13 protein-coding genes and 2 pseudogenes are annotated in these 13,035 nt (G+C 60.7%); 6 read left to right on the forward strand and 9 right to left on the reverse strand.

Going from position 1 to position 13,035, the window contains the following annotated elements:
• Positions 1–166: 166 nt before the first annotated feature.
• Together E3O57_RS16395 and E3O57_RS16400 are read right to left on the reverse strand one after the other, a co-directional pair.
• On the reverse strand, positions 167–490 hold the full coding sequence (locus E3O57_RS16395; RefSeq protein ID WP_133159816.1) for a hypothetical protein: 324 nt from the start codon (positions 488–490) through the stop codon (positions 167–169).
• A gap of 781 nt (positions 491–1,271) precedes the next feature.
• Positions 1,272–1,817: a TIR domain-containing protein gene (locus E3O57_RS16400; RefSeq protein WP_103479745.1), complete on the reverse strand. Its 546-nt coding sequence runs from the start codon at positions 1,815–1,817 to the stop codon at positions 1,272–1,274.
• 635 nt (positions 1,818–2,452) lie between these two features.
• Between E3O57_RS16400 and E3O57_RS16405 the strand changes: the two genes are divergently transcribed.
• Positions 2,453–3,583: a YhcG family protein gene (locus E3O57_RS16405; protein ID WP_103479744.1), complete on the forward strand. Its 1,131-nt coding sequence runs from the start codon at positions 2,453–2,455 to the stop codon at positions 3,581–3,583.
• 18 nt (positions 3,584–3,601) lie between these two features.
• Here E3O57_RS16405 and E3O57_RS16410 read toward each other — a convergent pair whose 3' ends face one another.
• Positions 3,602–4,180 carry a TetR/AcrR family transcriptional regulator gene (locus E3O57_RS16410; protein WP_165787976.1) on the reverse strand — a complete coding sequence of 193 codons (579 nt, stop codon included), beginning with the start codon at positions 4,178–4,180 and terminating at the stop codon, positions 3,602–3,604.
• 110 nt (positions 4,181–4,290) lie between these two features.
• Here E3O57_RS16410 and E3O57_RS18945 point away from each other — a divergent pair, with 110 nt between their 5' ends.
• Genes E3O57_RS18945 through E3O57_RS16420 form a run of 3 tightly spaced genes read left to right on the forward strand, consistent with a single transcriptional unit; the run spans position 4,291 to position 5,752 of the window.
• Entirely contained in the window at positions 4,291–4,683 is a 393-nt protein-coding gene (locus E3O57_RS18945) for a hypothetical protein (RefSeq protein WP_198416857.1), read from the forward strand.
• Positions 4,684–4,741: 58 nt separating this feature from the next.
• Positions 4,742–5,311: a hypothetical protein gene (locus E3O57_RS18980; RefSeq protein ID WP_206750294.1), complete on the forward strand. Its 570-nt coding sequence runs from the start codon at positions 4,742–4,744 to the stop codon at positions 5,309–5,311.
• A gap of 54 nt (positions 5,312–5,365) precedes the next feature.
• Positions 5,366–5,752: a nuclear transport factor 2 family protein gene (locus E3O57_RS16420; protein WP_103479742.1), complete on the forward strand. Its 387-nt coding sequence runs from the start codon at positions 5,366–5,368 to the stop codon at positions 5,750–5,752.
• 1,063 nt (positions 5,753–6,815) lie between these two features.
• On the opposite strand, the gene E3O57_RS16425 is transcribed toward E3O57_RS16420, so the two are convergent.
• The 3 genes from E3O57_RS16425 to E3O57_RS16435 all read right to left on the reverse strand — a co-directional run bounded on the left by E3O57_RS16425 (position 6,816) and on the right by E3O57_RS16435 (position 8,938).
• Complete coding sequence (locus E3O57_RS16425) at positions 6,816–7,448, reverse strand: hypothetical protein (protein ID WP_133159815.1); 633 nt, start codon at positions 7,446–7,448, stop codon at positions 6,816–6,818.
• On the reverse strand, positions 7,438–7,908 hold the full coding sequence (locus tag E3O57_RS16430) for a class F sortase (protein WP_198416858.1): 471 nt from the start codon (positions 7,906–7,908) through the stop codon (positions 7,438–7,440). Before E3O57_RS16430 ends, E3O57_RS16425 begins: the two co-directional genes overlap by 11 nt.
• 259 nt (positions 7,909–8,167) lie before the next feature.
• Entirely contained in the window at positions 8,168–8,938 is a 771-nt protein-coding gene (locus E3O57_RS16435; protein WP_103479740.1) for a hypothetical protein, read from the reverse strand.
• A gap of 502 nt (positions 8,939–9,440) precedes the next feature.
• Between E3O57_RS16435 and E3O57_RS18985 the strand changes: the two genes are divergently transcribed.
• Positions 9,441–9,881, forward strand: a complete 441-nt coding sequence (locus tag E3O57_RS18985; RefSeq protein WP_206750295.1) for a helix-turn-helix domain-containing protein — start codon at positions 9,441–9,443, stop codon at positions 9,879–9,881.
• A gap of 18 nt (positions 9,882–9,899) precedes the next feature.
• Positions 9,900–10,484: an IS30 family transposase gene (locus tag E3O57_RS18990; RefSeq protein WP_206750296.1), complete on the forward strand. Its 585-nt coding sequence runs from the start codon at positions 9,900–9,902 to the stop codon at positions 10,482–10,484.
• 104 nt (positions 10,485–10,588) lie between these two features.
• Here E3O57_RS18990 and E3O57_RS16445 read toward each other — a convergent pair whose 3' ends face one another.
• The 3 genes and pseudogenes from E3O57_RS16445 to E3O57_RS18795 form a co-directional block, all read right to left on the reverse strand.
• Positions 10,589–10,933, reverse strand: coding sequence for a hypothetical protein (locus tag E3O57_RS16445; protein WP_133159814.1), 345 nt, complete (start codon positions 10,931–10,933; stop codon positions 10,589–10,591).
• Positions 10,934–10,955: 22 nt separating this feature from the next.
• Positions 10,956–12,329 (reverse strand): annotated as a pseudogene (locus E3O57_RS16450) (IS3 family transposase).
• 336 nt (positions 12,330–12,665) lie between these two features.
• Positions 12,666–13,035 (reverse strand): annotated as a pseudogene (locus E3O57_RS18795) (hypothetical protein); the annotation flags it as partial.

The raw sequence follows: 13,035 nt of genomic DNA on the forward strand, positions 1-13,035 counted from the left end.
CGTTTTCGTTAGCTGACATTGAGTCTCCTGGTCGATAGTTCTACTGGGTGAGCTGGTACACACGCTGATAAGAGACGCCACGCACTACGCCGATATCGCAGATTGTGTAGCCGTGCGCCTCGAGGTGGCGCGCGACGGGGCGGCGGAGCCGCCCGCGGATGGGGATTTATCTGGACAAAGTGGTAGCCGTTCCTCGGGCTAGGCGCTCTGTCTGAGCGTCATGCTTGGCGTGGCGCTCCGCTGTGCCAATGATGATTGACCAAGGCGAGCCGTCAAGCCCTGACAACATCGCCGCGTTTTGCCAGACGTATAGCCACAGGCCGCACATGGCCTCGTCGGCCGCGGCCGGGGACTTCAGATAGTGATTGCAGATCGCAAACGTCGGAACACTCAACTGATCGTAGATCAGACCGAACGCAGCCTGACTGCCCGAAGCCATGCTCAGCATCAGCTTCTGCTGATCGGATGCCTCGGACAATGGCGTCACCACACTATGCCGCTTCGAACGCCAGAATCGGATATCACCGCGCTACACAGTGGAACTCCGCTGCTGGCATGCACGGGCTCACGGCAGGCGAGGGGCCAAAGCTTGTGACCGGTCGATCTACACCCGATGCCGGTTGAGTCGCTATGCCCACAGCACTCGCCGCCGGCACAATCCGGCCCCACTCGTGCCGCAGAACCCACACCCCTTAGAGGGATGTAACCCGACTGCAACTGATTTACCGTCGACATGAACGGTGCAGTATTTCCTCCTGCTGGATACAAACCGAATTCCTCCAGTTTCCTCTGACGCTGCCGGCATTTACTGGCTGCGCCCCGATGCGTGCACTGCCCTGCACACAACTCACCGTACTCCTGGGCCCACTGCGACCCCTCGCGATCGCGACTGGCACCAACATCAACGGCGACCAGGCCGTTGATGTCGACCAGGGCAACAACTGACATCTCGACCCACGTATCCCGGCCGACAAACAGCCTGAAGAGGCCGCCTATGGGCGGCGCGCATCCGCTCGGTGGGGGTCCCATCCGTGGGTGAGCATCACGTCTCGAAGATCGCGGGAGCGTTGCGCGTTGCTCTGGCGCCAGACCATTGAAAACAGACGTGGGACGCGAACTACTCTTTCGACACGGAAACCGGTGATTTGCACTGCAACACGCCCTACACCCACTCGGCACAGGCGCGGATTTTCGGCACCAAAATTCATACTGGAGTACGGGAAATCCTGAACCGCCCCAAATCATTGGGCGGTCCGCTACTCCGGCGGTAGCTACATCTGATCGGGGAAAGTTCCCGCCGTGCGCCCGCGCTCCCCCGCATCATCAACGTCGAGGTGGCAATTCCTTAAACGGCCGATTAGCGATTTACGGCTAGAAATATCGCCGGACAAGTTCAAGTAGTTAAGACCATCAATGTCGCGTAGCTTTCGAACCTCCCCGACTCTAACGAGAACGACGTGATCCTGGTCAAGGGCCATTGCCCAGCCAGCTTCGAAGATGACGTTCTGGCGCGCCTGACCAGTCAGGCGTCCCTCGCGCGAATCATCGTTCTGCTGAGAGAACTCTCCTTTAACTTGTCCAAGATCATCAGGCGTCATGAGGACGACGACTGCATTGGCGAGCCGTATTCCGGCGCGAACAATGTCAAGTGTGCTGGGGGTTCCTCCACCACACTCACGAACCGCGTCATCCCAGGTGACGATCCTCAGATCGAGCGCCATCAAGAATGCTTCCAACGCTTCGTAGGCCTCCTGGTCTCGTCCCTTCACCACGAAAACGAGGCGCTTGGTGTCAGGGGTCGAACTTTTTTCGGCCATTGATGCACTCGTTCCGGGTCATGTGAACTTGCGTTCCGCCGTCCGTTGTCTGGCCGGAGCTAGGTCGCGGTCCAAGCTCTCGTAGAGGTCCGCGGATTCTTGTCTGCCTCGCCTGAATGCGGGAGACATACGAGACGCGTCGCTCGCGACATAGCCGATGAGGCTTTGAAACGCCGTGGCCCCAGGTGGGTCGCCTTCTTCAACTTGGTCGGAAAACCGTTGGCTGTTGACAGCGGCTTGACGTCGAAGCGCTGATACAAACTATCGATCATCTTGTGGTCAGATTCTTGATCAAGCAGCACGGCCAATGCCTGCTTCGTATGTCCGCTCAGCTTTGCCATGAAGTCCCATCAACTTGTACCAATGAAAGCAAGCATCCCCTATTCCGCCCGTCTCAATAGCCGATCGGCTGGCGGACACTCTCTTGGCCGATCGACACGCCCGGAATGACGTGGGCGCGCCGCGTCCGTATCCCCGTCCGAAATAGGTTCCGGTGAGCGGAGGCTATGTGAAACTGTCTGCACCGCAGATATGTCTGGCGGACACCGGCGCCGCACGCTAATTTCTTCGCTGTGTCTCGGCTCAAGGTGAGGTCCAATATGGAGAGATCTTTTCGGGCCGGTAAGCTCCGATCGATGTCTCAGAACGCACTTGCACCCGACGACTACCGGCTTGTCCTCGAGGAACTCAAAACCCGCGTCCGCGGCGCCCGCCTACGCGTCCAACGCCGCGTCAACACAGACCTGCTCGAGCTGTACTGGAACATTGGCCACACCCTCTCCCTCCGCCAAGCACAAGGCGGCTGGGGCACAGGCGAACTCAACCAACTAGCCGACGACCTGCGGGCCGAGTTCCAAGGAATGAAGGGTTTCTCGCGCTCCAACCTCAAGTACATGCGAGCATTCGCGCAGGCCTGGAACGACCAACGCCCAATTGGCCAACAAGCTGTTGGCCAATTGCCCTGGGGCCACATCACCGTCCTCCTCGACAAACTCGACAAACTCGACAAACACGACAAACACGACAAACACGACAAACACGACAAACACGACAACCGGGAATGGTACGCAGCTGCAGCAGCCCAACACGGCTGGTCCCGCAACGTGCTGATGAACCAAATCGTGAACCAAACCCGCGCGCGGATCGGATCATCACCCTCGAACTTCAGCACCCAACTCGCACCAGCAGACTCCGACCTGGCACACCAACTCGCCAAAGACCCCTACGTCTTCCACTTCCTCGACCTCGCAGCAGACGTCGCCGAACGAGAACTCGAACAAGCGCTCATGGACCGCACCGTCGACACCCTCCGCGAACTCGGCGCCGGCTTCGCCTTCGTCGGCCGCCAAGTCCACTTCGACGTTGACGGCGACGACTTCTATCTCGACCTCCTGTTCTTCCACGTCGAACAACTGCGATACGTCGTCATCGAACTGAAGACAGGAAAGTTCCTCCCCGAGCACGCCGGTCAGCTCGGGTTCTACGGCGCCCTGGTCGACGACCGACTCCGCCGCAGCGCCCACGCACCAACAGTCGGAATCCTGATCTGCGGCAGCCGCAACGACCACACGGTCAGGTACTCGCTGGGTAGCGCCACTTCGCCAATGGCCGTTTCGACGTACTCCTACGACACCCTGCCCGCCGACGAGCGCAGCGCACTTCCCGCTGCCGATCAGCTTGCAGCAGCCCTCGACTGGGTTCCCGACGAGCCGTTGAGATCCATCGCAGAGGCCCCGTGGTCGACAGCTGACCAATCGCTGTCGTAGGTGCCTGGTCCCTGCCAGTTACTGGGATATGGCCGCGCCAAGAATCCGCATGAACAGTGAACCGCCGCTGCTGATCTGCCCGCCCGCGCCTCCCGCTGCCTTGATGCCCTCCACGGTGGCCAGGATGAGTCCGGCCAACTCGGACGGTGTTGCCCCGATGTCGGTGAGGCGAATTTCTCCCATCGCGGCCGCTTCGGCTAGGACTTCAGCGATACGGTCTGATAAACGTTGACGGGACATTTGAGTTATGTCGCTGGAGAGGGCCAGGTTGGAGGCGAATAGTTCTTGGCCGTGGGGACTGGCACTGATCTCCTCCATTAGCCCTTGGAGATAGGCGGTCATCGCTTTGTCGATCCGCTCAATGACTGGACCCCTAATGTTCAGCACGGTTTCGACGTCGGCCATGACCGTGGCATGCGCCCGCTCGGAGCCAGCGCGAAACAGGTCTTCCTTGTTGCTGAAGTGGAGGTAGAGGGACGCGCGTGAGATACCTGCCGCGTCGGCGAGATCCTTCATGGTGGTCTTGCTAAATCCGTAGCGGCAGAAGACAACTAGTGAAGCATCTAGTATCTGGTCGACCTTCTCAGTGGAACTCATGAAGCGATTCTGACACTTCGAACGCATTGCGTCCAGTTGTACAATTGGACATTTTGAGTCAAGCTGTCCATGCTGGTGGCGGTAGCCGCTTCAATGACAGGAGAAGACCCATGGTTGTCGATCGATCGATCGAGAAGGACACTATCGTGCTGGTCACGGGAATCTCCGGACTTTTTTGGTGGACACGTTGCTTCGACGCTGCTCAATTTCGGCGATCGCGTGCGGGAACCGTCCGGAATGTGGGCCGGCATTCGGAGTTGAGTTCGCGTCTGTCCGAGGCGGCGGACGTTACCGATTACCGGCTCAGCCTGTACTCCGCGGATCTGACCTCCGACGTCGGCTGGGACGATGCCACCGCTGTCTGCGACTACGTCATCCACACCGCGTCGCCCTCCCGGCCGTGGCACCAAGGCACGCAGCCGACATTATCCGACCGGCGCGGGAAGGAACTCTCCGCGTTCTCCGGGCGGCGCAGCGGGCCCAAGTCAAGCGCGTCGTTCTGACCTCTTCGGTCGCTGCAACGAACCACGGTCCGGGACAGGCACCCTACACGGAATAGGATTGGACGGACGTGAATACCGGTCCAAAACCCTAGCCGAGCAGGACGCCTGGGCTTTTGCGCGCGCAAATCGGACCGAACTGACCGTCATCAACCCGGGAGTCATCTTGGGCCCTCCCCTCGAACCCAAGGTTGGTGCGTCGGTCGGGGTCATCGCCCAGCTCCTGGCCGGCGGGTTCCGCGGCCTACCAAGGTTTGGCTTCTCGTCTGCCGACGTCAGAGACGTCGCAGAAGCCCACATCCGTGCCATGGTTGAGCTACAAGCGGCCGGGCAGCGACTAATCGTCAGCGGGGAGTTTCGATGGATCCGAGAAGTCAGCAACCACCTCGCCCGTGATTTTCCTGAGTATGCTCATCGGCTGCCGACCAAACTGACCCCTGACTGGATGGTGCGAATCATGGCCCTCACCGACCCCCCTGCTCGTGGCATAAACCACGAGCTCGGCCGGGACCTCAGCGTTGACACAACGCAGGCCCGCCAGATACTCGGCTGGGCGCCTCGTCCTGAATCTCAGGCCATCAGCGACACGGCCCAATCGCTCATTGAATGGGGCCTCGTCCGCGTCCCATAGCCACCAGATTCCCCGAACCGACACCCCTGTGTCCCACCAAGAGAAGGACTCGCAATGACTGAAAGCACCTCCACCATCGAAGACCTCATCCGCTCCACCGAACAGGCACGCCTTCGCACCCTCGTTGACGGCGATACCGAAAAGGCCATCAACTATCACGGAGCCGATTTCGAGCTCATAACCCCGATCGGTGCCGTCCTCACCCGCGAGCAGTACCTAGACGCCGTCGCTGCAGGGCAGATCAACTACCTCAGCTGGGAACCCGGACACATCGCTGTCCGATGCCACAGCAACACAGCTACTATCCGCTATCGGGCAACCCTGGAAGTTGAATTTGGCGGACGTCCGATTCCACGGACCAACTACTGGCACACCGACAGCTACGAATTTCTTGACGACCGCTGGCAAGCCGTGTGGTCCCAAGCCACTGAAATTCGCTAGGCCACACCGGAGAAGCTATGACGACGCCACCCCCGAAGGAAAGAGGTCGATGCTTCGGTGGAATGAACTTCACTTCGGCGCCCAAACGGGAGCGGCTGCCGGCAATCCCTGAACGCGCCTCTAGAGCATTCTCAAGGCGCTAACCTGCCCGCCCAGCTTGTCCGTTGCTGTCCAATCAGTGTGAGACGTCGTGCAACCCGCGTGTGTCGAAGCACACGGGATATGACTCACTTAGATTCTTAGTCAGCTAGGCATTCCATCGACGGCCCCCACCCGTCCAATGGAGCGAGCGGAGGCAATTAGCGTCGATAGTTTGGTCGCATGGGCCAAGTCGCGGTGTTTGTGAACGGTATTCCGGGGGCCGGCAAGTCGACACTTGCGAAGACCCTCGGCCCGGAACTAGGTTCCTCGGTCATTTCCAGGGACGCAATAAATGAGGCACTTGCAGACCTCGTCACAGTAGATATTCCTACACAACGAATTGGGGCCCTAGCTGCGGATGCAATGTGGTCAATGGTCGGGATGATCGACGGCCCAACACTTGTCGAATCATTCAAGCGTGGCTTGTGAGCGTCTCGGGTGGAGCACGGAATCGAACTGTGGTGTGAGGTGCCTCTAAAGCTTGCACGATCTCGATATATAGAACGCCCCCGGCACAGAGTTCACACCGACGTGGCTCGGCTTGATGAATGGGAACAAATGGTGAGGGTGGCGCGTCCGATTTCAGGTTTTCCGACACTGTAAGTGGACACCACGAGCGCCGTGGATGTACCCCAATTGGCTGCCACCATTACACGGGATGCTGGACTTGCCGAAGCGTGAGGCCCTAGCGTTCATATCGTCTGACGACTCGACTGCGTGACTCGAGTGTCGACGTCGCCGAAACGAGGTGTATTCGGCGTCGCGCAACCTATGGGATATGAGGCACAAGGGTTAAGAGTCACATCCTCCATGGGCGACGAGCATGAAAGTCGAACGGGGCGAACCCGCAGCGTGCGCTGGAAGTCCTAGTGGTGCCATTGGCCGCGGCCACATCGCGCGGGGCTGATGCAACGCGGCCGGATTAGTGTTCGGTCCAGCAGGCGAGGATGGTAGTAGCTATTTCATAGGAGAATGCGGTGCGGGCTATGCCATGCGGCCCGATCATATCCGTCAGCTTTCTGGCGTCAACTTGTAATGTCATGTTGTCTTTGAGGAAGACGACCACGCCGTCTGCGGTTTCGTACGCGGGGAATCCGAGATTCGCGAGTCCTTCAATGGGTTGGACTGAGGCAAGGTTTCCTTGCATCGTGTCGAAGTAGCTACGGGCAGACGCTGCATCCGAGGATTCCTCCACCGAGATCACGAATTCTCCATCAGTCAGATGGTAAATGCAGGTGTATTGACGATTGATCCAGCTGTCGACGGAGTGTGGCGGTTCGGCGAGGGCCAGCGCACGTGTGATGTTGTCGCGTGTTTCGGTGCCACAAATCATCTGTGATGCTGCGGACGGCGCTGCCGCCGCGCTGCCTGCCGAGCTCGTCTGCGGAATCGGGGAGACCGAGGTGCCTGGCATTGACATTCCGGGTGCCATTGCGTTCTCGGCACCGGAGGAGATAGCGGCGCAGCCAGCTAGCAAAGCTGTGGAGGCCACCACGATCGCAAGCAGCAGCCAGTCGCGCCTATTGATACGCGTCTTCGTTCTGCTACGCCGCATGATCGGACACCAAGCTGGCGTAGACAACTACGTTGCCTGGGTACGTACGAGTGGTTTCGTTGAACTCGCCACCGCAGGTGATCAGTCGTAGTCCCGCGTGGTCGGTGTTGCCGTAAACGGCGAACTGCGGAAAGCTATCCTTCGGATATTCTTCCACTCCATCGACCACGAATACAGCCACTGTTGCATCGGCTCGTGTAACCAAAATCTCATCGCCGGGACGCATATCGCCGAGTCGGTAGAACACCGCGCGCCCCTGCACTCTGGAGTCGACGTGACCCAAGATGATCGAGGGTCCGATCGTGCCGGGGGTGGGCGAACCGGTGTACCAGCCGGCAGGAGAGGCTTCGTCCAACGACGGCGTCTGCACCGTGCCGTCCGGATTCAGTCCCAATTGCATCAGGACAGAGTCCACGTCAATTGCGGGGATGTTGATCTGGGTGGGCTCGGAGGCGGTCATGATCGGGCCGACAACCGGGTCAACCTGCGGAGCCGGTGGCACGGGGATGGGCTCCGGTGAGGGCGTAACGGAGACGGGCTTCTGAGCGGGGGCCGCCACGGCAGCCGAGGCTGGTGGTCGTGGAGGAGGGGGGTTGCCCCATAGGGCGAAACCGGTCGCTGTGCTGCCGACGGCGACGCACAGAACCGCCGCCGCGGTAGCCAGACGGCTACCGCGACGACGCTTTTCAGCCGGAATAGTCACCGGGATCGAACCGATCTCAGCCGCGTGCGGCGAGACGTCGACGAACCACAAGCGCGCCACCTGCCGCGGTCAGGAACCCGGCACCGAGGGCGAGAAGGCCAATGTCAGCACCGCTTGAAGTGCTGCCACCGCCGGTTTCCACGCCACCATTAGGCATATTCGATTGCGACGCACTCAGGGCGCCGCACAAAGCCGGTGACGTAGCTGCCAGGGGCAGACTCGGAACCAAATCGCTTGGCGCGTCCTGTGCTGCTTGAGACAACGTGGCCGGGTCGAGACCGTGGACCACCACGACTGCCGTGCCTGCCTCTAGTGAAGCCGCGGTGGCAGCATCCAACGTGAAGGTGCGGTTGTAAGTGAAGCTTGCACCCATCCCAGCAAGCGTCAGATCAGTTCCGGCCGCCGGACTCGTGTCACCGCTGGTGGACAACGTCGTACCAATCTCTCCGTAGGACGGTTGACCTTCGGTCGTGCTGATCACACCATCTCCGTCGGTGTCAGCTGCCGTGGTGGGGCATACCCCCTGCGCTCCGATGTGGATGTGCTGCACGTGCGGATACGGCTTACCGTCGAAGGTCTCGGCCAGTCCGCTGACGGTCTCGGTAACTGTTGCTTGGTCACCGGAAACCTGGATGGAAATCGTACCGCTGCCATTACTTCCGTTAATCGAATCGAGCGTTCCCTGGTAGGACGCATCGCCTGTGGCCGCAACGGCGGGGCCACTCGTCAATACGGCCACGCCCAAAGCCAACGCTGGCACAAACAAAAGTGCTGCTTTCTTATTCATCAAAATCCCTTACTAGGAGGTAGTTTCGAAACATACTCGGAGCGAAAAAATGAACGGGTATTCTGCCGCTGATCCTTTGCGCGAACAGCCGTTTTGTCAAGAGCTACTGGGCGTTCTTCAGCCGACCAGCTAGTCTGCAAGCCTGCATCCTCAGCTCCTTTCGCTGACTCGGCGGCGATGAAGGCATCCGCATGGTTTGAATCCATCAACGGGCCGTCCGCGAACCGTCGCAATTCTCGGACACTCCTCGACGCCTGCTGTCTTGAAACCCTACAGATTCGAGACAGCGCCACATACGAGACAAGTCACCTGCCGCTCGTCGCTTGCAAAGGCGAACTCCTACGTCTCATATCCCATGGGCGCCTTCAAGGGGTCGTAACAACACCGTGCGAGTGAGGTGTTGTAGTTGGCGTCGAGAGTGGTGTTGAAGGAACGCGAGGATCTGTTCTGGATTCAGGTGCGCGAGGGAATGTCATCGGCGGCCGCGTGTGAATCTGTGGGAGTGAATCGCAGACAGGGATATCGGTGGATCAAGGCCGCCGGCGGGCGAATACCCGTTCCGGCCGGGGCGTCTTCGGGGCGCTACTTGGGCCAGGAGGAGCGTCTGCGCATCGCAGATCTGCGGCTGGGCGGTGCCGGCGTGCGCGCGATCGCACGGGATCTGGGGCGCTCCGCGTCGACGATCAGTCGGGAGCTGCGTCGCAACTCCCACCCGACAACGCGCAGCTACCGGCCATATGCCGCGCAGAAACGCTGCGTGATCAGAGCGGGCCGGCCCAAGCCGAGCAAGCTCGACGACGGGCTGCTGGCCGCTGTCGTGGAGGAGCGGTTGCGGAAGAACTGGAGCCCGCAGCAGATTAGCGACGACCTCGCGGTCGTGTTCGCCGGCCAGGCCGAGCTGCAGGTTTCGCACGAGTCGATCTATCAAAGCCTCTACGTTTAAGGCCGCGGTTACGTCGGAGTGCGCCTGCACCGGCACTTACGCCGGGGTCGATCAGCGCGGAAACCACGGGGCACGCAGCTGAACGCGGCGGGGAAAATCCGCGACAAGGTGATGTTGAGTGAGCGGCCGAAAGAGGCCACCAACCGACTGGTCGCTGGCTATTGGGAAGGTGATCCAATCGTCGGTTCGGCGTCAGGATCGGCGATCGCGACCTTGGTTGAACGCACGACCCGGTTCGTCGTCCTGGTGCACCTGCCCAACGGCCACAGCTCTGCTGAACTCCACGACGGCCTCATCCGTGCACTCGACGGTCTGCCCCCGCTGCTGCGGCGGTCATTGACCTGGGATCAAGGAACCGAGCTGGCCCGGCACCTGGACATCAGCAAAGCAACCAGCGTTCCGCTTTTCTTCTGTGATCCGGCCTCGCGCTGGCAGCGCGGCTCGAACGAGAACACCAACGGCCTCCTGCGCCAGTACTTCCCCAAAGGCACCGACCTTAACGCGCACAGCGCGCAACGCCTCCTCGAAGTCGCCACTGAACTCAACGAGCGGCCCGCAAAACCCTCAAACGCAGCACCCCAGCCGACCTGCTCAGCGAGCTAACCTCGAGGAAGGAAATAGCCCCTGTAGCTCCCACCGTTTGAAACCGCCCATGGGTTTCGAGCCAACTAGGTTTCGAGACACCTCATGTATTCGCAAGAAGTTCCTTAGCTAAGCAAATGGGTGACGATCTGGTCGATGATCGCGAGTTGAGATTCCGCTGAATCGCGCCACGGCTTCGACTTCAGTACGAGGCTGTGATTGGCTGCTTCGACCTCGATGAGGCGGGCAGATGTGGTGCCGATTAGGTCGGGGCGCCAAGAGGGGTCGGCCGTACCTCCGATGGCAAGGTGCCGTCCAGGATTGACCCGAGCCAATGCGTTGGCGACGACAGGATCGGTGAGGATCGGCGTAAGCCATACGGCACGAACGTCCTGCTGCGCGAAATGGGGAAGGGCATAGGCTCCCAACAACTTTGCAACTACCAACTCGGGTGGTGCGGAATTTGTCAAGGTGAATGAGGCCAGCGTGAGTTTAGGCGGCTAGTTTCGGTTCGGCCTCCGCGACTGCGGGTTCGGCGGGTTGGTTGATCCAGGCTGGCCCGGGCAGGGCGAGGATCTTTGGTGTGGCGCTGTTTGCTGAAGCGTTCTGGGTTCTGCGCGCGGACTTTGGCTAGGACCTTGGCGCGTTCGATGGCGCGGCCCGCGGCAAGTCCGTAGTGAACGTCGGCGGGAGTGTTCAAGCCGATGCCGGTGTGGTGGTGGGTGTGGTTGTAGTCCTCGACGAAACGGCTCATGAACAGGCGTGCTTCGCCGAGGGTGCCAAAGCGTTCCGGGAACACCGGCGCGAACTTCAACGTCTTGAACCACGCCTCGGAGTACGGGTTGTCGTTGCTGACCCGAGGCCGCGAATGCGACTTCGTGACCTCCAGATCGGAGAGCAATGCGGCCACGGTCTTCGATGTCATCGACGTGCCCCGGTCCGCGTGAACGACGTGCGGAACGCCGTGGATACCGAAGGTCTCCTTCATCATCTCCAGCGCAAGCTCACCTGATTCTGAGGCGTGAACGTAGGCGCCGACGATGTAGCGGGAGTAAATATCGATCATCACGTAGCAGTCGAAGTAGCGGCCCTTGACGGGCCCGGCGAGCTTGGTGATGTCCCACGAATAGACCTGGCCGGGCCCGGTCGCGATCAGTTCCGGAATCGCCCGGGCCGGGTGGCGGGCCAGGCGGCGGCGTTCCTTGACGAGCTTGTTCGCGGCCAACACCCGGTAAATCGTGGAGATCGACGCCAAATACACGCCCTGATCCAGCAGTCGGGCATAGATCTGGATCGGCGCCAGATCGACCAACTCGGGCGACGTGACCAACGTCAAGATCTGGGCCCGCTCAGTCGCGCTGAGCTTGTTCACCGGCACCACGACTACGCGTCGAGTCGGGGTTTGCACGAGTGTTCGTGTCGCGGTCGCCCGGGAAACTCCGGCCAGGCGCGCTGTGGTGCGGGTCGGAATGGTCGCGGCGGTGAGGTCGCGGTAGACGGCCATCAGGATTTCGTGTGCGGGGGTTCGTCCCGCGAGCTCTTGGACAACTGCTCCAAGAGCTCGTGTGCTTTTCCCATGATCGTCAGCGCCACTTCCGTGGTCGCTAACCGCTGCTCAGCCTGCGACAGCTGCCGGCGCAGCTTGGCGATCTCGGCTTGCTCTGCGCTCAACCGGCCGATCTTCTCGCCGGGCTGTTTGCCGTCGAGGACTCCCGCGTCGCGCAGCTTTCGCCACTCGGTGATCTGCGAGGAATAGATGCCCTGCTCCCGCAAATACGCGGCCAAATGCTCAAGCTTCTGCGCCGGCGTGTACGACCGGCGGGGCGTGGGACCACCGGACCTGGGGCCGGGACTGCTGTTACTCATGGAACTATCGTCGCGCACGACGATCAACGATGGGCTGGACATGATCGGGGACTTCCTGGTTCTCGCCCTACATCAAACGGCGAACTTGCTCTGAGCTGCTGGCCTCACCCAACCCTGGCACGTAGGGGTGCCGCTCCGGTCGCGAGCTGGTAGACGTACTGCTGCGGGCGCATGACCCTTTGGCCGTCGCCTTCCTTGGTCCAGAATCGGCCGTAGCCGTCATCGGCTATTGCGCCGGTCCAGATCCAGCAGTCATCGGTGGCGGGGCATTTGACGACGTGGGACCAGAACCGTTCGGGCTCTGTAGCTTTCAGTTCTCCCCGTCATGGCCTGGGTCTAAGCCGTCTCTTTCACTTCATCGAACCAACACACGACGCCATTCGCAGCTTGGGCCTTGCCGACCAGGTCGGCCGTCTCCGAGGCGGAGGCCGCCGCAATTTTGAGAAGAAGCGTTACCTGCTCGCTCGCACCGGCGACCGTAGCGGGAACACCGTAGAGACCGTGTCCGTCTGTGCCATTGCAATGGGTGCCCTCGACTGCATCCCTGTGCCAGGTCGCCAAGTGTGTGTAAACCTGAGCAAGCGACTGCTGTGCGACTTGAAGGACTCCCAGCAGCTCGTACGAATCAGAGGGGCGCGGCACGGTTCGCGTGGCATGCGCAAGCGACCGGGCGACCTCGGCCAGCTCATCCGCAATCTTGATCTGG

Origin of the sequence: Cryobacterium sp. TMN-39-2, from assembly GCF_004402745.1 — a bacterium.
Classification (GTDB): Bacteria; Actinomycetota; Actinomycetes; order Actinomycetales; family Microbacteriaceae; genus Cryobacterium; species Cryobacterium zongtaii.

Coding starts and splice junctions, on each gene's coding strand:
- E3O57_RS16400 (WP_103479745.1), bottom strand. CDS start 1,817: ATGGCCGAAAAAAGTTCGACCCCTGACACCAAGCGCCTCGTTTTCGTG.
- E3O57_RS16435 (WP_103479740.1), bottom strand. CDS start 8,938: ATGAATAAGAAAGCAGCACTTTTGTTTGTGCCAGCGTTGGCTTTGGGC.
- E3O57_RS16425 (WP_133159815.1), bottom strand. CDS start 7,448: ATGCGGCGTAGCAGAACGAAGACGCGTATCAATAGGCGCGACTGGCTG.
- E3O57_RS18945 (WP_198416857.1), top strand. CDS start 4,291: ATGGTTGTCGATCGATCGATCGAGAAGGACACTATCGTGCTGGTCACG.
- E3O57_RS16430 (WP_198416858.1), bottom strand. CDS start 7,908: ATGACCGCCTCCGAGCCCACCCAGATCAACATCCCCGCAATTGACGTG.
- E3O57_RS16420 (WP_103479742.1), top strand. CDS start 5,366: ATGACTGAAAGCACCTCCACCATCGAAGACCTCATCCGCTCCACCGAA.
- E3O57_RS16405 (WP_103479744.1), top strand. CDS start 2,453: ATGTCTCAGAACGCACTTGCACCCGACGACTACCGGCTTGTCCTCGAG.
- E3O57_RS16410 (WP_165787976.1), bottom strand. CDS start 4,180: ATGAGTTCCACTGAGAAGGTCGACCAGATACTAGATGCTTCACTAGTT.